Origin of the sequence: Flexistipes sp. (assembly GCF_036172515.1) — a bacterium.
Classification (GTDB): domain Bacteria; phylum Chrysiogenota; class Deferribacteres; order Deferribacterales; family Flexistipitaceae; genus Flexistipes.
The window spans coordinates 79,945-97,732 of sequence record NZ_JAXKVW010000007.1 but is presented as its reverse complement, the minus strand read 5'-3'; the positions used below and the strand labels follow the sequence as shown (position 1 = coordinate 97,732).

Below are 17,788 nucleotides of genomic sequence, written 5' to 3'. Positions count from 1 at the left end.
ATTACTTCCTTATTCCCAGATTGCTTATCAATTTTTTGTACCTGTTGTAATTTTTCTTTTTAAGATAATCCAGCAGCTTTCTTCTTTTGCTGACTAATATCAACAGGCCTTTTCTTGAATGATAATCCTGCGGGTGAGTTTTAAAATGTTCAGTAAGGTCTTTTATTCTATTGGTTAAAAGTGCCACCTGAACTTCCGGAGAACCTGTGTCATTGTCATGCACCTTAAATTTCTCCATAATCTCCTGCTTTTCTTCTTTTGCTAAAGCCATTTTACACCTCCTTGTAAAAACGAAAATTCTATCAAAAAAAAATTTATTTTACAATAATTTTATCAAAATATTCGAATTAAAGTTTATTTTTGAACACCTTAACAACTTTAATCGGTTTTCTGCTTCTTTTCATCTTCCTGCCAAAGGCCAGTATTTCGCCTTTTAAATTTTGTATAAAAAAGTTATCTCCCTGCTCTAAAGGAAGCTTTAAATACCCCTGTTTATCAGGAGCATTCCCGTTCATCAAAGCGTCAACAGCTTCATCCTTCACAACTGCAACAGGCCAGTTTAAAATATCATTCACATTCTTCATAAACGAATAATCGCCGTTTTCGATACATTTTTCGATTTCTCCAGGCGAAAAAGAGTCTTTCATATGAAAACTGCCGTTGGATGATCTCACAAGTCCGCTCATATATGCCAGACATCCGCTTTCATCGCCTAATCTGTCTACTAAGCTTCTTATGTATGTACCCTTATTGCATCTGATACGTAAAACCGCAACGGGAAATTCAAAACTCAGCAGTTCCATTTCTTTTATCTTCGAAGTTCTGTATCCTGCGTCCTCTATTTCACCTTTTCTGGCAAGCTTATATGCCCTTTCCCCGTTAAGCTTAACTGCAGAATATGATGGAACCTTTAAATTCACATCACCGGTAAAATTTTCCAGCAATTTCCGGAATTTCTCTTCATCAATTTTACAGTGTGGTCTTTCCTCCAAAATGCTCCCGGTTTTATCCATTGTGTCTGTCTTTTTACCGAAACATAATTCGGCCACATATTCTTTTTCAGAATCCATAATATAATCGGCAAACTTTGTTGCCTGATTTACGCAAACGGGCAGTACACCCTCGGCCAAAGGGTCAAGAGTTCCTGTGTGCCCGCATTTATCGGCACCAAGCAGTTTTTTTACCTTATTGACCGTCTGAAATGAAGATACTCCGGAAGGTTTGTAAACGTTAATTATTACGTTCATCTGATTTGTGAATTTCCTCAATAAGCTCTTCTATTCTGCTTGCCACTTCAATGGTGTCATCTTTAATAAATTCCAGATCCGGTATCTTGCGTATTCTTATCTTTTTATTCAACTGACTTATAATAAAACCTGTAGAGCTTTTAAATCCTTCCAAAACCTCATCCAGGTTATCCTCAAACATACTGCGCACATATACTCTGGCAAGGCTCAAATCCTTTGTGACATTAACTTTAACGATAACCGCACCTTTTACCCGAGGGTCTTTTATGGAAAATTCCGCCATCTTCGAAATCTCCTGTCTGAGAAGTTCGGCCACTCTTCTGTCTCTGTATCCGCCTTTCTGCATCAAAAAATCTCCTGATTTATATGCATAATTACAACCTCGTGAAACATATCCACAAAATTGATAATTTGCTGAAGTTGTGAATCCAGAAAGGATCTGTCGTCAGCAAGGGTAACAATTGCCAGATCAGCCCTGTTCCAGACATCCTTTTCTCCCACTTCTGCAACCGCTACATTAAATTTATTTTTAAGACGGGTTTTCAAGCTGTTTAAAACCCTTCTTTTTTCTTTAAGGGAAAAAGCGCTGTCAATATCAAGCTCAAAGACAACAGAGCCTATCGTCATTCATTATCCGCCTTTTCTTTCTGATGCTCTTTTTGCACATCTTCAATAGTACGCTTTTCTTCTTTAAATTCATATATTTCCAGGATATCTCCCTCTTTTATATCATTGAATTTAGCTATGCCGATACCACATTCATAACCTGAAGTAACTTCCTTGGCATCATTCTGAAACCGTTTCAGAGAATCTATAGCACCGTCATAAACAACCACGTTATCTCTGACAACACGGGCATGAGCATTTCTTACAACTTTGCCTTCGAGAACATAAGAGCCTGCAATCTTACCGGCTTTAGGCACAGAGAAAACCTGTCTCACCTCTACCCTGCCGATCACATTTTCTTTTGTCTCGGGTGTAAGCATACCCTCGATGGCTTTTTCAACACTTTCGATGGCTTCGTAAATCACGGAGTAAAGGTTTATTTCAACATCCTCTTTTTCAGCGGTGGTTTTAGCTTTGGAATCCGGTCTGACATTAAAACCGATCACTATCGCATTGGAAGCAGAAGCGAGCAGGATATCGGACTCGTTAATTCCGCCCACACCGCCGTGAATGATGTTTAATTTTACTTCCGGATTGGAAAGCTTGAGCAGAGAATTCTTGAGTGCCTCAAGAGAGCCCTGAACATCGGCTTTTATAACAATATTAAGCTCGGAGATTTCTCCTTCTTTTATACGGTCAAAAAGATCATTTAGGCTTACTTTAGATCTTTCGGCAAGTTCTTTCTCTTTTTTCTTATCATGTCTCATGGAAGCAACCTGTTTGGCTGTCTTTTCATCCTGTGTCACTATAAAAGAATCACCGGATTCAGGCACTTCACTGAATCCCATTATTTCAACAGGAATCGAAGGTCCGGCTTCCTTAATAGGTTTTCCGGCGTAATTGAACATAGCTCTTACTTTACCCTGATGGTCACCCACAACGAAAGCGTCACCTACTTTCAATGTACCCTTTTTCACCAAAATAGTGCCTACAGGTCCTTTCTGCTTATCAAGCTGAGACTCTATAACAATCCCTTCTGCAGGACGATCGGGATCTGCCTTAAGCTCCAGCATTTCAGACTCAAGGAGTACGCGGTCAAGCAAGTCATCTATACCCACATGATTTTTGGCTGAAATTTCTTCAAACTGATATTCACCACCCCATTCTTCAGGGATAATATTGTATTCGGCAAGTTGAGTTTTAACCTTCTCAACATTAGCATTTGGTTTATCAACCTTATTGATAGCCACAACCATTCTGACTCCAGCAGCTTTGGCATGATCAATAGCCTCTTTCGTCTGGGGCATCACACCATCGTCAGCTGCAACTATAAGAATGACGATATCGGTGACATTAGCACCCCTTGCCCTAAGGCCGGAAAATGCTTCGTGACCAGGGGTATCCAGAAAAACCACCTTTCCCTTTTCGTGGTCTACTTCATACGCGCCTATATGCTGAGTAATACCGCCTGCTTCAGCATCAGCAACTTTAGTTTCCCTGATCGCATCCAAAAGCGATGTTTTACCGTGATCAACATGCCCCATAACTGTAACAATGGGCGGTCTATGCTGCATCTTTTCAGGATCATCCTCCACCTGAGGCAGAAGATCATCTTCTTTAACCGTTTTTATTTCCACTTCAATATCATACTCAGCTCCCAGAAGCTGGGCAGTTTCCGCGTCAATATGCTGATTAACTGTTGCCATAACCCCCATCATCATAAGCTTTTTAATAAGTTCTGTAGCTTTAATACCGATCATGCCGGCAAATTCACTCACTGTCACAGATTCTCCAATCTGAATTTTTCCCGGCTTAACGGGTTTCTGGGGTTTTGGCTGCTCAGCCTTTTTCTCTTTGCCTTTCTTCTGTGCCTGCGGCTTGCCTTTCTTCTTATCTTTGGGTTTTGTTTTTTCTTCTTTTACTTTTTCCTCTTTTTTCTCTTCAGGTTCAGCTGGGGCCTCTTCTTTTACAACTTCCTGCTCTGCTGTTTCCGGTGCCTCTGTTTCTTTGGACTCCAGTTCTTCTTCAATCTCCTCTTCCAGCTCAAGCTCTTCTATACCTTCCCAGATATCTCTCTGAATATTTTTATCTTTTTTAACGCCCTTCTTTCCCTTGGCTTTTTTACCTTCCTTCTCTTTTTCAGCCAACAGATCGTCCTCTTCTTTCTTCTTACGTTTTGCTATATTTTCTTCACTGTAAAAATCAGGTGCCAGGCCGGCATCAGGTTTTTGAGTTTCTTTTATAACTTCTTCTTTTTTGGTCTTTGCTGACTGCACCTGCTGCTTACTGCTTTCACCGGTACTCTTAGTTACCGGAGCAGTTTTCTTTTTATCTTCATCTGTTTTTGTAACTTTTTTAGCCGTTGTTCTTTTAGTGCTCTCTGGAGCAGTTTTCTTTTCTGCTGCTCTTTCAGATTCGGTTTTCTCAGCCTTGGTCTTTTGCGGCTTTTGTGCCTGAGAACGTTCCTCATCAACCTTTTTCAGATTCTTTTCCAGTTCTTTTTTCTTTTTCAGCAACTCCTCTTTGGAGATCTTGGTCTTTTTTTGAGGTTCTCCGTTTTCTTTAACAACAACTTCTTTAGGCCTTGGGTGTCTCTTATGTCTTTCCAGAGCCTTTTTAAGCATCTGCTGCCTTTTATCAACACTCAGCAGTTTAGGGTCTACACCAAGAGTTTTAACTGAATTTATATCTATTTCATCAGATTCATCATTAACATCAACACCTGAATCCTTGAGCTTCTCAATAGCCTCTTTTAATGTCAAATCTGATTTTTTTACTACCTCTGCTAATTTATACTTATCCATAAAAAAACACCTCTTAAGCTGACCCGTTATTTATCTGTCTTAATGTGTCGACAGTATTTTTTATTTTTTCCGCAAGTGAATTTTCCAGAACAAAATAAGCTGCCCTGTACTTACCTTCAACATTTTTATAATAATCATTTTTTGTTTTAAAAAAACAATATTCTATATTATATTTGCCGCACAAGTGCAAAATCTTTGATTTATTATCGTCCCCAACATCCCCGCTTATAAGGGAATATTTGGCACGTGATATGACATTTACATCTTTCAACATCGCACTGCTGACCACTTTTCCGCCGCCTCTTCCGTTTCTCAAAAGCGAATAAACATACCTTTCATAAACATCTTCAACATGCTTCAAAACTGCATCAGAAGAACCTGTATCAACATCAAAGCCAAAAGCCTTATTAAACAACTTTTTGTCCGCAGCTTCTTTTATACATTTTTTCTCAGCACAGACATAAACCCCTTTTAAAGGCATCGTCTGTTTAAAATCCAATGCAAACTCACCTGTGGATAATGATACAAACTTCAGCAGCTCTCTGTTTAATTTTTTTACTCCACATGCAGCGCATCTGTTTTCTTTCAAACCTTTACTCTTCCTCTTCCTCTGTTTCTACTTCCATTCCTGAATCTTCACCCGTTTCCGATTCCTGTTCAGAGTCCAGCTCTTCAAGTTTCGAAGTAAGATAATCTATCGCTTCATTAAGGATTTCAATGGCCTGGGCCTCATCAATGCTGAGAGCTAAGCTTATTTCGTCAACACTCGAAGTAGAAAGTTTCTCCACATCATCAATCCCGGCTTCAATAAGTTTTGTAATCATCGTATCGTCCAGGATATCTATATTTTCAAGATTATACAGCTCATAAAATTCTTTAAATTCCTGCTCCTGCTCCTCCATACGCTCTTTTCGGATAACATTATATTCGCTTTCTTTAAGTACATCCAGCCTCCAGCCGGTAAGCATAGCGGCAAGGCGCACATTCTGCCCTCTTTTGCCGATAGCCAGCGAAAGCTGGTCATCCGGTACAACAACCTCAATAGTTTCCTCATCCTCGAAAATATTGGTAAGCAAAACCTGTGAAGGAGAAATTGCATTACATACATACCTTACCGGGTCCGGTGACCATTCTATAACATCTATTTTTTCGCCTCTGAGTTCATTGCTTATGGAATTAATCCTGACACCTTTAAGACCTATGCATGCCCCAACAGGGTCTATATTGCTGTTCAGCGTATACACAGAAACTTTTGCCCTGTCACCGGGCTCTCTGGCACACCCTTTAACTTCAATTATACCTTCGAAAACCTCAGGAATTTCAACTTCGAACAGCTTCTTAAGAAAATCCGGATGTGTTCTGGACAATATCAACTGCGGCCACCCTCTGTAGACCCTGATTTCAAGGAGTACAGCTCTTATATAGTCACCTCTGTTATAAAAATCCCCCGGTATCTTCTCACGTTTAGGCAGAAGTGCTTCCGTTTTGCCTATGTTGACTACAATGTTGTCCCTTTCCGTTTTAAGAACGGTTCCCGTAACAACATCACCGATCTTATTTTGAAAATCCTGATAAATTATATTTTTCTCTGCTTCCCTGATTTTTTCCATAAGCTTCTGCTTTGCAACAAGAGCAGCCTGTCTTCCCAAATCTTCCAATGTTACCGGAATATATATGATATCCCCAAGCTGAGGATCATCTTTATATTTCACAGCATCATCAATGTGTATATCATGCCATTTACTGTCAACTTCTTCCACGACCTCTTTCGGAATATGTATTTTGATTTCACCCCTATCCAGATCTACACTAACTTCCGGTTCGCCGTATTTGCCTATCCGTTTAGCGGCAGCTGCTACAATAGATTCAGTAAGCGCATTTTTCAAATCATCCCGGCTTAATCCCTTCTCTCTACCAAGCTCATCAGCCACCTTGGCAAGTTCTCTGCTCATCTTTCCTCCTAAAACTCCACTTCTAAATTGGCTTTCTTTATATTGTCATAATCTATGTGAAAATATTTTTTACTGCTTTTCATAAATATCGTCACCGTCCTGTCTTCAACATTGTTTATATAGCCTTTCAACGTTTTCCTTCCGGCCTCTTTAGCATCTTTTAAGACTACTTTACAGTAACGCCCTCTGAATCTGACAAAATCATTGATATTCCTAAGGGGTCTGTCAAGGCCTGGTGTCGAAACCTCAAGATTATAGTTATCATAACCTACAATATCGTTTTCGTCCAGCCATTCCGATATGATACCGCTAACTTTACTGCATTCTTGCAGGCCTAACCCTTCACCGTCAATAGTAACTCTCAAAACAAGACCGGTATTTTCTCTCCTGAAGGTTACATCAAAAAGCTCCAGCCCTATATCAGGCAATACTTCGAGTGCAAAGCCTTTGACCTTCTCCTCAATAAGTCTGTGAGTTTTATTCATATCGACCAGCCTAAATTAAGCAAAAAAATGAGTGGGATCACCCACTCAGCTTTGGTGATTTATCATAACTAATATAATAGTGCAAGGCCTTTTTTAGAAGTAAAAATTTAAGGCATTTCAGCATAATGTCAATAGCAATATTAAATTGTAATGGATGATGCGTAACGGACGAAGGGAAGGTTTTAGAGGTATTTGATGTACTTAAGGTAGTTGAGGTATTAACCGCGTACGCAACTTTCTTAAACTCAACCTTTACTTCTCCATTACAAGCCACAGATACAAGTTGCCCGTTTGTTCATCTATCCACACATCCTTAACAACGGCATTCTTTACAACACCTTCGGCGCTGTGCACGGACAATGAGCTTAATTTGGAATGATAGTGGGAATAAACATCTGAAGATACCTGAATACGCTCAGACTTAAGCTCTGTATTTACTACAACTCTAATCATTTTTATCAATTCAGCCTGTGCAAGTGTTTTCGCCAGCTTTTTTTGTGCTCCCAAACCACCGTTTACCGATATTTTTTTTGCCACTCCCACTGCTCCCAGATAACCGTTATAGGTAGGATTAAAAAACCAAACAGGTTTGCCGTTCTTCATAGGAAAATCAATGTCAGGTAGATTTTTCTTCTCCACAGCATACGGTCTTTTCTTTTCGGGATAATTATTTATACCAGAATCTGTTTTCCACTTCTCCTGTTCATTTTTCTTTTGAAAATTACTTTTGTTCTTCATTTCCTCTTCTACTTTTTCAAGCTCTTGCTCAGCTGGTGATTTATTTCCGGTTTCCCTGTCGAGTTCTTCAAAAGCTTCATTTGCATTTTTGTTTTGCCTTTCATAAGAATTCTGCTTTACATTATTAGCTGCAGTCACACACCCGCTTACTAAAATTACTGAGATAAAAACAAAGATTTCGCGCATCATTAATATCATACTCCTTTTCAATATTAGAGATTTTTGAATTATAGCAGTCGTTAAATATTTAATCAATTCATATGCAGAAAGCAGTTATTAATATATTTTTATAATTGCTTATTTTAAATCATAAATGTAAAATTAAATATACACAAAATTATCTGCAGTATGTACAAAAAGAGGAGGCATATGAAGAAACAGATTCTTCTTGTTTTTCTGTTCATTTTATTCGCAATTCCGGCACCGGCCGAACAATCTTTTGAAGACTATATAAATAGGCAGTTCGGTGAATTCCAAAATTTTAAAGAAGAAAGGGACAGGGAATTTGCAGAATTTTTGAAAAAACAATGGAAAGAATTCAATGCTTTCAAAGGGATAGATCCGGATACAGTACCAAAACCTGATAAAATTCCTCATGCAAAACTACATACTCCGAAAGATATACCAGACAGTCCGAAAGTTACAAAGAAAGAAATCCCAACTCCACCGGAGTCTGAGCCTGTTAAAAAGATAAAACCTGTGACTCATCCAGAAGTGTCTCAAGAAGCATTGGAAACCTCGGAAATGGTCTTCGATTTTTTCGGCACAAAAATTTATGTACGTTTTGATAAAGATATTGCCGAAACTTTTCCAACAACAGTAAATAACGAAGAAATCAGTGAATATTGGAAAAAACTCAGCACCGCTGATTACAAACCTTTTATAAGTCAGATAACAGATATCAGGCGAATGCTTAAACTGCACGACTGGGGAACATACCTGCTCACAAGAGACATCAGCAAAAACATTCACAAAGACAAGAATTCAGCAGCCCTCTTGCAGTGGTATATTTTGTCAAAACTGGGTTATGACGCCAAGATAGGTTTCAAAAACAACAGGATATATCTGCTTTTACCGTCAAAGTATACCTTGTACGGCGTTACTTATTTTACAATAGAGAAAACACGATATTATGCAGTAGACACACTGTTTAAAAAAAATACAATAACGAGCCTGAAAACATATGAGGGCAAATATGAAGGAGCAGATAAATTCGCTTTTTTCAGAGCGGAAAATCCAAATTTCGCAAATTACAGTGCTGCTAAAACATTCAGCTTTAATTACTCGGGGGAAAAATATTCTTTCAACCTGATATACAATCAAAATTATATAGGATACTACAGGTTCTTCCCTCAAACAGTGCTTAACGCCTACCTTGTTTCTCCGCCCTCGGCAGGTTTTCAACGTGCAGTCGTAAAATCTTTAAACAGTGTGGTTTTGGGGAAAAGCGAGGTCGAAGCAGTTAATATCATATTAAGATTTGTTCAGAAAGCTTTTGAGTATAAAACGGATATGGAACAGTTCGGCTTTGAAAAATATCTTACACCGGAAGAAACAGTTTTTTATCCGTATTCTGACTGTGAGGACAGAGCGATGCTCTTTGCATATCTGATAAGAGAAATTCTGGGACTTGATGTTATTTTGCTGGATTATCCGGGACATGTGGCGGCAGCAGTTGGCTTCAGCGAAGAGATAAATCTAAATGGGAAAAGTATCAAATATAATGGCAAACGCTACTATACAGCTGATCCCACATATGTTAACGCAACACTCGGCATGGTAATGCCTCTTGTAAAAAATAAAAACTTTGAAGCAATTTCACTTAGTAATTGATATTTTTTATGTTATATTAAAAAAAGTTTTCAATGCACTATATAAGGAGGGTTTTATGAAAAAAGTTCTATATGCAGCAATGGTATTAATTATATTATCTTTTGTTGCGGCAGGGTGCGGCAAGAAAGCTCCGAAACCTCTTAAACACTCATGCCTTGAAGGTGCTCCCAGCTGGGTGATTAACCCAAGTATGGAAGGAAGCATAACCGGCCTTGGTTCAGCAAATATCGGTGCTGCGGGCATGCAGTTTGCAAGAACAGAAGCTATTGCAGTGGCAAGAGACGAAATAGCCAGAACGATTAGTGTTAAGGTAAAAAACATGTTTAAAAATTTCACCCAGGCAACCGGGGTAGGAGATGAAGAAACCGTGGACAGAGTAGCTGTAAACGTTTCAAAACAGGTTGCCAGCCAAACACTTTCAGGAAGCGTACCAACAAAAACGTGGGTTTCACCATGTAACGAATACTATACACTCGTTGTGCTGAATCCGGGTAAAGTGGAGGATATTGTACAGAAAAATGCTATCAGCAGTTTTAAAAATGAAAGAGCGTTATGGCAGCAGTTCCAGGCAAAGAAAGCACATGAGGAACTTGAAAAAGAAATTGAAAAGGAATTCGGCGACTATAAAAACTAAACATGTTTTTCCTGAAAAATGATTAAAATATAGAGTGAGTACCCCGTCCAACCGCGCACTTAATGCGTTAAGTGCGCGGAGCTTTATCTTCCCCTCCTATCAAAATGTTAGAAGGGGATTAAGTCTGCCCACTTCTGGACAGAGGGTGGTAAAATTCATAAAAATAATTATTCAAAAGTCCTGAAACACATCAAAGCTGGATTTAGCAGGGCGGACAAAGACTTGCAGCAGGTTCAAGTGCAAAACTCGAAAAAAAACAAGAAAATACTGTACAAAAAACTCAAGTTTTATAAAAATACACTAATAACTGAGCACAACAAACATATTAAAAGAGATGTTTTAAAAATACCGTATTAAAATTCTTTTTGAAGGAGGTTTGGATGGAAAAAGGAGTAACAAACTTAAGCAGGTTTCTGCTTGAGGAGCAGAGAAAACACCCGGAAGCAACAGGTGAATTCACCATACTGCTGGAACAGATAGCTTTTGCTGCAAAAATAATAAGCAGCGAAGTTAACAAAGCCGGACTCGTAAACATCCTTGGTAAAAATGAATCCACAAATGTCCACGGAGAAGAACAGCAGAAACTGGATGTCTATGCAAACCGCAAAATGATTGAAGCCCTCGATCATACGGGAAAAGTCTGTGCCATGGCCTCCGAAGAAGATGAAGATATTATAGAAATCCCCGACAAATATCCGAAAGGAAAATATGTCATAGTCTTCGATCCTCTTGACGGTTCCAGCAATATTGACGTGAATATCAGTATCGGAACCATATTCGGTATTTACAAAAGAATTTCGGAAGGTTTTAACGGATGCAGAGAGGATTTTCTGCAGGAGGGGAATAAACTTGTAGCTTCAGGATATGTAGTTTACGGCTCCAGTACTATGTTTGTGTACACCACGGGTGTCGGTGTAAACGGATTTACCCTTGATCCCAGCATCGGTGAATTTCTCCTTTCACATGAAAACATCAGAATTCCTGAACACGGCAAAATATTAAGCATAAACGAGGCCAATTATCACAGATGGACTCCTGAAATCAGGGATTTTGTGGAATATATAAAAAGTATAAAAGAAAGAAAATACACCTCCCGCTATATCGGTTCACTTGTTGCCGATTTCCACAGGAATCTTCTGAAAGGAGGTATTTTCCTCTATCCCGGAGACAAAAGCAATCCCGAAGGCAAACTCAGGCTGCTTTATGAAGCAAATCCAATGGCACACATTATTGAACAGGCAGGCGGAATGGCCACAGACGGTCACAAGAATATTCTTGATATAAAACCTGAAAAACTCCACCAGAAAACACCATTAATAATAGGTTCCAGGTTTGAAGTGGAAACGTACCTGAAATATATGAAAAAGAGCTGATAAATGTATGTGGGCGCACACGAATCAATAGCCGGGGAGATTCACAAAAGCATCGACAGAGCACTAACGGATGAATGTGAATCGATGCAGGTATTTGTAAAGAATGCCAATAGATGGCAGGGCAAAAAAATAAGCGATGATGAAGCAGAGAAATTCCGCAAAAAGGCTGAAAAATTAGGGCGTAATAAAATTTGCGCCCACAGTTCTTATCTAATCAATATGGCAACAGAAAAGAAAGACCTGTATAATAAATCTTTTGAAAGCCTAAAGGATGAACTGGGCAGATGTGATACTCTCGGTATCCCGTACTATGTAATTCATCCGGGCTCGCACACAGGTATCGGTGAGGAGAAAGGTCTTAATAATATTACCGCCCTCATCGACAATATTTATGGGAATAATGATTTTAACTGCATGATGTTACTGGAAACCACCGCAGGACAGGGAACAAATCTCGGCTATGATATCCGGCATCTTAAATATATTATCGACTCCTCAAAATATCCTTATAAACTGGGTGTTTGTCTTGACTCCTGCCATATGTTTGCAGCAGGTTACGATTTTAAAAAAGATTACGAGAATGTAGTTAATGAAACATTCCGTCTCTTCGGTGACAAAGTAAAAGTATTCCACCTTAACGATACCAAGTTTGATCTCGGCAGCAAAAGAGACAGACATGAAATGATAGGTGAAGGCTTTCTCGGTGAAGAGTTTTTCAGAAAAGTCTTGAATGATAAGCATTTCAGCAAAACATTAGGTATATTGGAAACACCACTGAAAAAAGATGAAAGCTATAAACCCCAGATCAGGTATTTAAAAAGTTTAAGGAGGTGATAATAATGAATAAGGCACTTATAATCATTGACATGCTTAATGATTTCGTACAGGAAGGTGCTCCTCTGCAAACTCCGAATGCCAAAAGTATTGTGGACTGTATAAACGAACAGAGAAAAATTGCTGCAGAAAACTCCAATCCCGTTATATACGTGTGTGATGCTCACGATCCGGAAGACAAGGAATTTGAAATTTGGCCGAAGCATTGTGTAAAAGGAACGAAAGGAGCGGAAATTATCGATGAGCTCAAACCGGAGAGTAATGATATAGTCCTGGAGAAAACAAGATATTCCTGTTTCTTCGATACCCGGTTAAATGAGATTCTGAAGGAAAAAAACATCGATACTTTAGTATTGACTGGACTTTTAACCAATGTTTGTGTTATGTATACCGCTGCTGATGCGGTCAGCAGAAACTACCATGTGATTGTACCGGAAAACTGTGTTATCGCCCTGGATGAGAAAACACACAAGTTTGGTATGCAGCAACTGAAAAATGTTCACAATGCGGAGATTATATGACGGAAGATTCAAGTCTGCTGATATTAAGAGATTTGGTTAAACCGAAAGAGGAAATCGAAACGCATATTTCCCACGTTTTGCTGACTGATGATTTTGTCTACAAACTGAAAAAAAAGGTGGACTTCGGTTTCCTGAATTTCAAACTTTCAAAGGACAGAAAGCGTTTTTGTATTCTGGAAAAAAAACTTAATGAGCGTTTTTGCCGGGGGGTATATGAGGACGCTTTGAAGATTGCCAGACGCGGCTCCGAATTTGTTCTCGTTCCGGCCACAAGCACACTAACGGCAGTGGATTATGTTGTAAAAATGAAAAAAATCCCTGAAAAGGATTTTCTGAAAAACAGAATCGAAAAAGGTGAAGTTTCCCAAGAGAAAGCACGGAATATAGGCAAACAAACGGCCGAACTTTTTCAAAATATTGAGACATCAGCTGAAGCTGCAGAAGAGAACGGCGGCTATAAAACGGTAAGATATAACTGTGAAGAAAATTTCCAGCAAACTGAAAAGTATAGCGGCACATTAATAGACAGTAAGTATTATGACTTTATAAAGAAAAAAACATTAGATTTTCTGGATAATAATCAAAATATTTTTATAAACAGAGTATCCGGGGGGTATGTAAAAGACGGACACGGGGATTTGAGGCTGGAGCATATTTTTTTCCAAAATCAAAAAGTCGGACTGATGGATTGTATAGAGTTCAACAGAAGGATGCGTTTCAACGATGTCATATCCGATTTCGTTTTTCTCTGCACTGAACTTGATCAAATCGGCAAATATGAACTTTCGGACGCTTTTCTTGAGGGATTTCTCAGTGTCTATGATGATGAGAACTCACAAAAACTGATAAATTTTTATAAATGTTACAGAGCTTTTGTAAGGGCGAAAGTCACCTGTTTCTTATTGGAAGAGAAAGGTGAAAACTGGGAAAATTACACCCAAAAGAAAGAAGAACTAAACAGGCTAATGGAATTAAGTCTGACATATGCAATTAACATGGATGGAGTTAAAACTCTTCTTTTCACTGGTCTTATGGGAACAGGTAAAAGTAAAAATGCAAAGGCTTTTGTAAAAAAATACCCTGGCCGCCTTCTGAGTACTGATTATTACAGAAAAATCACAGCCGGTCTGGATCCCCAATCAAAAATTTATGATGAATACGGCAAAGGTTTATACTCAAAAGAGAATTCACAAAAGTTATACAAAAAACTCGGTGAGATGGCCTGTAAATACAGCAAATTAGGCAGGATGACGGCAGTTGACGGCAGTTTCTCGAAAAACGATTTTCTTGAAATATTCAGGAACGATAATAATCTGCATATAATCAAACTCAAATTTACAGCTGAAGAAGATAAAATAATTAAAAGACTGCAGAAACGGCTGAGCAAATCCTCTGTTTCAGACGGAAGGCCGGAAATTTTTGATAAACAGATGAAATCTGCAGAGGATATAGGTGCTGGACTGGTAGTGGACACTACCGAAGCAGCTGTGGATGATAATTTAATAAAAATAGAAAATTTTTTGATTGATGAAGCATAACTTTATAATAAAACCGATAAACTCTCCTTTCGAAGATACTGCTTTTTTTGTGCGCAATATTTACAAGAAAAAAGCCTTTCTTCTGGACTGCGGAAGACTCGGTAATATCTCAAACAGTGAAGTCCTCAGCATAAGTGATATTTTTATCAGCCATGCCCATGTCGATCATTTTTATGGATTTGACAGGATATTAAGAAGTTTCTTGAGATCTGAGAAGCATATTAGATTTTTCGGGCCACCCGGAATTATCGAAAATGTCAGCGGCAAACTCAGAGGATATACATGGAATTTGGTTCAGGACTATAAATTTACTCTCGAAGTAATAGAATTAAGCAGCAAAAAACCTTACAAAAGAGCAATGTTCAGATCCTACGAATCATTTAAGCCCGAAATTGAGAAGTATAGCCCTGAAAAGATAGATTTGGGGGACGGATTCACCCTTACATTTGAATTTTTCGATCACGGAACAATCTCCGTAGGTTACAGAATAAACGAATTTATTCACATAAATATTAAGAAAAATTCATGCGAACAGTATGGGTTTATCCCCGGCAAATGGCTGACCGAGCTAAAAGACGAACTGAGAAAAGGAAACAGGGAAACAATCCTTAATGTGTCCACTTTTGACGGCACAAAAGAATACAGCATAAAAGAACTTGAGGAAATGCTCGTTATATATTCACCGGCTCAGGATTTAACATTTATTACGGACAACGCTCCCACATATGGAAATTATGTAAAGGCAATAAATTTTGCCAAAAACAGCCATATTCTGCTTATCGAAAGCATGTTTATGAAAACGGATGTAACTCACGCCGTTAAAAAGAAGCATTTAACCACGGATCTGGCCAAAAATATCTTCTGTAAAAGTGGAAGCAAATATGTGAAATTTTTCCACTTTGCACCCAAATACGAAAAGGAAAAACCCGCTTTTTATCAGAATCTCTATAACGGCGTGGCTAAAAAAATCTTCAAATAAATTTATCAGGCAATTTTTTCAAAAACCCTTTTTAACAGTCTTACCACTTTCTCCACAGATGAAAGGCTTAAACGCTCAGCAGGGCTGTGAGCATCAATTATAGTGGGTCCCAGAGATATCATTTCCATATTTTCGAATTTTTCACCGATTACACCGCATTCAAGTCCGGCATGGACAACATCTACTTTAGGAGCTATTCCGCAAATTTCGGAATAGGTATTCTTAAATATTCTAACTATTTCAGAATCTGGCTCAGGAAGCCATCCGGGATACTCATTTCCCGTCTCATACTCAGCACCCGCTTTTAAAGCGCAGTCTTCTATCAAAGCCGTCAAGTCATTCAGATTAGACGGGTTAGAGCTCCGCTGACTGACCAAACATGTAAAAGAGCTATTTTCAATTTTTATTGTGGCCAGATTAGACGATGTTTCCACTTTATCAGGCATCTTAGAATCATAGGAGTAGACTCCGTGAGGAATTTCGTTAATCATACTGACAATTTGGACTGAATCATCCTGTGTTAAAAAACCTGAGCCGCTGTTTTTTACAGTTTTCAAATCAAACAATCCGGTATCAAACGCCGCCAGTGTATCTTCTATGTTTTTTCTTGTGATTTCACCTTCTACCATAAATTCTGCGAAGGCGCTGCGGGGGATAGCATTATGAGCTGTTCCCCCGTTAATATCCGATATGTAAACAGGATAATTTTTGTTAACAGCCCCAAGCATCTCTCCCAACATCTTTAGCGCATTCGGTCTGCCTTTATGTATATCAAGTCCTGAGTGCCCCCCTTCCAATCCTTTGATTTCAAGCTTAAACATCTCAGCAGTATCAAAATTAATAAAATCATATTTTTTACTTATCAACGTATCTCTTCCACCGGCACATCCGATAATAAACTCTCCCTCCGTTTCCGTATCAAGATTTATCAAAGTTCTTCCGGTTAGCATGTCTTCTTCCAGACCGGAAGCTCCAACAAGTCCCCTCTCCTCATCCACTGTGAAAAGAAGCTCCAGATTGGGCTTAGGTGAATTTTCCTCAGACAATAAAAACGCCAGAGCCATACCGGCTCCGTTATCAGCACCTAATGTAGTACATTCGGCTTTAAGCCAGTCATCTTTAATTGTCATTTTAATGGGGTCTTTGCTGAAATCATGTCTTGCACCGCTTTCTTTCTCACACACCATATCCATATGATTTTGGATAACAACAGTGTTATTACTGCCGGTGTCAACTTTTACACAAATATTACCGGTCTTATCCGTTTTTGTTTTAAATCCTTTATCATCAGCCCTTTTCATTATCCATTCCGCAATCAATTTTTCATTCCCGGAACATCTTGGTATCCGGGATATTTCCCCAAATATTTCCATAAATTCTTTAAGATAGCTCATTTTTCACCCTGTTTATAATTATTGAAACCCAATTTACACTATATTATTTCCAAACTCAATAAAGCACAACTTGCAAAATCCCGAAATTTTTACATTTCAATGCGTGATTTATAATACCGTGATGCGTAATGGGTAATGGGTGATAGGTGATGGGGATGTTCGATGTTGAATGCCCTCTCAACTAATACACAAATATACCACTTCTCCAACTCCCCATTTCACTCTCACACCCTTTCCCGGCTGCTTATTCTTTTTAAACTCGTTCTAAATAATATTAATAAGAAAATTTTAGTTGCGCTAAAAATAAATCTTGACACAGGTAGACTCAGATATATCTTTATAAATGTAAAAAATAATTCATTAAGGAGGTGCAGATATGTTACCGAGAAGAACACAAAAAGGACTTTCTCCTTTCAGGGGAATTGACAGTCTGCAGGACGAAATGAACAGATTGTTCAATGACTTCTTTTCTCCGGATGAAAGAGTGTTGGGTGAGATGGAATTTACACCATCGGTAGATATCTCCGAAAACAAGAATGAAATAGTCGTTAAGGCCGACCTGCCCGGTATGGAAGAAAAGGATATTGATGTAAGTATAGCTGGTGATCTGTTAACAATTAAAGGCGAAAGGAAGGATGAAAAAGAAGAAAAAGATGAAGACTACTACCGCAGAGAAAGGGTATACGGATCTTTCACCAGACAAATAACACTGCCAAAACATATTAAACGGGAAGATGTAAAAGCAAAATTTAAAAACGGCGTATTAAAGATTACGCTTCCCAAATCGGAAGATTACAAAGAGAAAGAAGTAAAAATCGAACTTGAAAAATAGTAAAAATGGGGCGCAAAG

The 17,788-nt window shown here is 38.6% G+C and carries 18 protein-coding genes; 8 read left to right on the top strand and 10 right to left on the bottom strand.

From position 1 onward, the window contains the following. Position 1: 1 nt before the first annotated feature. From rpsO to UMU13_RS06555, 9 genes are all read right to left on the bottom strand, one after another. The gene (rpsO, locus tag UMU13_RS06595; protein ID WP_328217957.1) at positions 2-271 is read right to left on the bottom strand and encodes a 30S ribosomal protein S15; all 270 of its coding nucleotides are present in this window, start codon (positions 269-271) and stop codon (positions 2-4) included. A gap of 76 nt (positions 272-347) precedes the next feature. Further along, on the bottom strand, positions 348-1,247 hold the full coding sequence (gene truB / locus UMU13_RS06590) for a tRNA pseudouridine(55) synthase TruB (protein WP_328217955.1): 900 nt from the start codon (positions 1,245-1,247) through the stop codon (positions 348-350). Then, on the bottom strand, positions 1,231-1,593 hold the full coding sequence (gene rbfA, locus UMU13_RS06585) for a 30S ribosome-binding factor RbfA (RefSeq protein ID WP_328217954.1): 363 nt from the start codon (positions 1,591-1,593) through the stop codon (positions 1,231-1,233). The genes truB and rbfA overlap by 17 nt, the downstream gene beginning before the upstream one ends. Then, positions 1,593-1,874 carry a DUF503 domain-containing protein gene (locus UMU13_RS06580; protein ID WP_328217952.1) on the bottom strand — a complete coding sequence of 94 codons (282 nt, stop codon included), beginning with the start codon at positions 1,872-1,874 and terminating at the stop codon, positions 1,593-1,595. The genes rbfA and UMU13_RS06580 overlap by 1 nt, the downstream gene beginning before the upstream one ends. Continuing rightward, the gene (gene infB / locus UMU13_RS06575) at positions 1,871-4,657 is read right to left on the bottom strand and encodes a translation initiation factor IF-2 (RefSeq protein ID WP_328217951.1); all 2,787 of its coding nucleotides are present in this window, start codon (positions 4,655-4,657) and stop codon (positions 1,871-1,873) included. Before infB ends, UMU13_RS06580 begins: the two co-directional genes overlap by 4 nt. Before the next feature lie 13 nt (positions 4,658-4,670). Continuing rightward, the gene (locus UMU13_RS06570) at positions 4,671-5,246 is read right to left on the bottom strand and encodes a YlxR family protein (protein WP_328217949.1); all 576 of its coding nucleotides are present in this window, start codon (positions 5,244-5,246) and stop codon (positions 4,671-4,673) included. 4 nt (positions 5,247-5,250) lie between these two features. Beyond that, positions 5,251-6,609, bottom strand: coding sequence for a transcription termination factor NusA (nusA, locus tag UMU13_RS06565; RefSeq protein ID WP_328217947.1), 1,359 nt, complete (start codon positions 6,607-6,609; stop codon positions 5,251-5,253). Between the two features lie 8 nt (positions 6,610-6,617). Continuing rightward, the gene (gene rimP / locus UMU13_RS06560; protein WP_328217946.1) at positions 6,618-7,094 is read right to left on the bottom strand and encodes a ribosome maturation factor RimP; all 477 of its coding nucleotides are present in this window, start codon (positions 7,092-7,094) and stop codon (positions 6,618-6,620) included. A gap of 252 nt (positions 7,095-7,346) precedes the next feature. Then, the gene (locus UMU13_RS06555) at positions 7,347-8,030 is read right to left on the bottom strand and encodes a hypothetical protein (protein WP_328217945.1); all 684 of its coding nucleotides are present in this window, start codon (positions 8,028-8,030) and stop codon (positions 7,347-7,349) included. Between the two features lie 171 nt (positions 8,031-8,201). On the opposite strand from UMU13_RS06555, the gene UMU13_RS06550 reads away from it, so the two are divergent. The 7 genes from UMU13_RS06550 (at position 8,202) to UMU13_RS06520 (ending at position 15,544) form a co-directional block, all read left to right on the top strand. Continuing rightward, positions 8,202-9,665: a hypothetical protein gene (locus tag UMU13_RS06550; RefSeq protein WP_328217943.1), complete on the top strand. Its 1,464-nt coding sequence runs from the start codon at positions 8,202-8,204 to the stop codon at positions 9,663-9,665. 55 nt (positions 9,666-9,720) lie between these two features. Then, positions 9,721-10,299 carry an LPP20 family lipoprotein gene (locus UMU13_RS06545; protein WP_328217941.1) on the top strand — a complete coding sequence of 193 codons (579 nt, stop codon included), beginning with the start codon at positions 9,721-9,723 and terminating at the stop codon, positions 10,297-10,299. A gap of 380 nt (positions 10,300-10,679) precedes the next feature. After that, a complete protein-coding gene (gene fbp / locus UMU13_RS06540) occupies positions 10,680-11,672 on the top strand; it encodes a class 1 fructose-bisphosphatase (RefSeq protein ID WP_328217940.1) in 993 nt (330 codons plus the stop codon). Positions 11,673-11,675: 3 nt separating this feature from the next. Then, the gene (locus tag UMU13_RS06535; protein WP_328217939.1) at positions 11,676-12,506 is read left to right on the top strand and encodes a deoxyribonuclease IV; all 831 of its coding nucleotides are present in this window, start codon (positions 11,676-11,678) and stop codon (positions 12,504-12,506) included. 5 nt (positions 12,507-12,511) lie between these two features. Then, positions 12,512-13,027, top strand: a complete 516-nt coding sequence (locus UMU13_RS06530; protein ID WP_328217938.1) for a cysteine hydrolase family protein — start codon at positions 12,512-12,514, stop codon at positions 13,025-13,027. Next, on the top strand, positions 13,024-14,565 hold the full coding sequence (locus tag UMU13_RS06525; RefSeq protein ID WP_328217937.1) for a bifunctional aminoglycoside phosphotransferase/ATP-binding protein: 1,542 nt from the start codon (positions 13,024-13,026) through the stop codon (positions 14,563-14,565). The genes UMU13_RS06530 and UMU13_RS06525 overlap by 4 nt, the downstream gene beginning before the upstream one ends. Further along, a complete protein-coding gene (locus UMU13_RS06520; RefSeq protein WP_328217936.1) occupies positions 14,555-15,544 on the top strand; it encodes a ribonuclease Z in 990 nt (329 codons plus the stop codon). The genes UMU13_RS06525 and UMU13_RS06520 overlap by 11 nt, the downstream gene beginning before the upstream one ends. 5 nt (positions 15,545-15,549) lie before the next feature. Here the strand turns inward: UMU13_RS06520 and pepD are convergent, their stop codons facing one another. Beyond that, the gene (gene pepD, locus UMU13_RS06515) at positions 15,550-16,938 is read right to left on the bottom strand and encodes a beta-Ala-His dipeptidase (protein ID WP_328217935.1); all 1,389 of its coding nucleotides are present in this window, start codon (positions 16,936-16,938) and stop codon (positions 15,550-15,552) included. 376 nt (positions 16,939-17,314) lie between these two features. Between pepD and UMU13_RS06510 the strand changes: the two genes are divergently transcribed. Beyond that, positions 17,315-17,770 carry an Hsp20/alpha crystallin family protein gene (locus tag UMU13_RS06510; protein ID WP_328217933.1) on the top strand — a complete coding sequence of 152 codons (456 nt, stop codon included), beginning with the start codon at positions 17,315-17,317 and terminating at the stop codon, positions 17,768-17,770. Positions 17,771-17,788 lie beyond the last annotated feature (18 nt).

Coding starts and splice junctions, on each gene's coding strand:
- UMU13_RS06535 (WP_328217939.1), top strand. CDS start 11,676: ATGTATGTGGGCGCACACGAATCAATAGCCGGGGAGATTCACAAAAGC.
- infB (WP_328217951.1), bottom strand. CDS start 4,657: ATGGATAAGTATAAATTAGCAGAGGTAGTAAAAAAATCAGATTTGACA.
- UMU13_RS06580 (WP_328217952.1), bottom strand. CDS start 1,874: ATGACGATAGGCTCTGTTGTCTTTGAGCTTGATATTGACAGCGCTTTT.
- UMU13_RS06550 (WP_328217943.1), top strand. CDS start 8,202: ATGAAGAAACAGATTCTTCTTGTTTTTCTGTTCATTTTATTCGCAATT.
- rpsO (WP_328217957.1), bottom strand. CDS start 271: ATGGCTTTAGCAAAAGAAGAAAAGCAGGAGATTATGGAGAAATTTAAG.
- UMU13_RS06520 (WP_328217936.1), top strand. CDS start 14,555: ATGAAGCATAACTTTATAATAAAACCGATAAACTCTCCTTTCGAAGAT.
- pepD (WP_328217935.1), bottom strand. CDS start 16,938: ATGAGCTATCTTAAAGAATTTATGGAAATATTTGGGGAAATATCCCGG.
- nusA (WP_328217947.1), bottom strand. CDS start 6,609: ATGAGCAGAGAACTTGCCAAGGTGGCTGATGAGCTTGGTAGAGAGAAG.
- rimP (WP_328217946.1), bottom strand. CDS start 7,094: ATGAATAAAACTCACAGACTTATTGAGGAGAAGGTCAAAGGCTTTGCA.
- truB (WP_328217955.1), bottom strand. CDS start 1,247: ATGAACGTAATAATTAACGTTTACAAACCTTCCGGAGTATCTTCATTT.
- UMU13_RS06525 (WP_328217937.1), top strand. CDS start 13,024: ATGACGGAAGATTCAAGTCTGCTGATATTAAGAGATTTGGTTAAACCG.
- UMU13_RS06555 (WP_328217945.1), bottom strand. CDS start 8,030: ATGATATTAATGATGCGCGAAATCTTTGTTTTTATCTCAGTAATTTTA.
- UMU13_RS06545 (WP_328217941.1), top strand. CDS start 9,721: ATGAAAAAAGTTCTATATGCAGCAATGGTATTAATTATATTATCTTTT.
- fbp (WP_328217940.1), top strand. CDS start 10,680: ATGGAAAAAGGAGTAACAAACTTAAGCAGGTTTCTGCTTGAGGAGCAG.
- UMU13_RS06530 (WP_328217938.1), top strand. CDS start 12,512: ATGAATAAGGCACTTATAATCATTGACATGCTTAATGATTTCGTACAG.
- UMU13_RS06510 (WP_328217933.1), top strand. CDS start 17,315: ATGTTACCGAGAAGAACACAAAAAGGACTTTCTCCTTTCAGGGGAATT.
- rbfA (WP_328217954.1), bottom strand. CDS start 1,593: ATGCAGAAAGGCGGATACAGAGACAGAAGAGTGGCCGAACTTCTCAGA.